This window comes from Kingella pumchi (assembly GCF_022288825.1).
Taxonomy (GTDB): domain Bacteria; phylum Pseudomonadota; class Gammaproteobacteria; order Burkholderiales; family Neisseriaceae; genus Kingella_D; species Kingella_D pumchi.
Map to the genome: position 1 here is coordinate 848 of NZ_JAKOOW010000013.1, position 291 is coordinate 1,138.

At 44.3% G+C, this 291-nt stretch carries 1 protein-coding gene; it reads left to right on the forward strand.

Annotation, left to right across the window (positions count from 1 at the left end):
• A partial coding sequence (locus MB824_RS03460) for an energy transducer TonB (RefSeq protein ID WP_238746001.1) occupies window positions 1–205 on the forward strand: 205 nt, incomplete at its 5' end.
• Window positions 206–291 lie beyond the last annotated feature (86 nt).

The window sequence follows — 291 nt, forward strand, 5'->3', positions numbered from 1 at the left end:
CGCTCAAAATGCAGGAATTGAAGGAGAAGTCAGCCTTGAATTTGAAGTCAAAGATGATGGCTCAACCCAAAACGTAACCATAATAAAAAGCAGCGGCAATACCAGTTTAGACAACATGGCATTGCGCGCTGTTAAAAGTGCCAGATACGCAAAAGGCAATACAGAATGCTTTAAAACCAATTTTAACTTCAGAATTATTGAATAACATCCAAATCACTGTTATTGCCCTGCGTGAGACTGGGCAAGGATCGGCCGCCTAGCTGGGAAACCTGCGGGCGGCTTTGCTCTTGC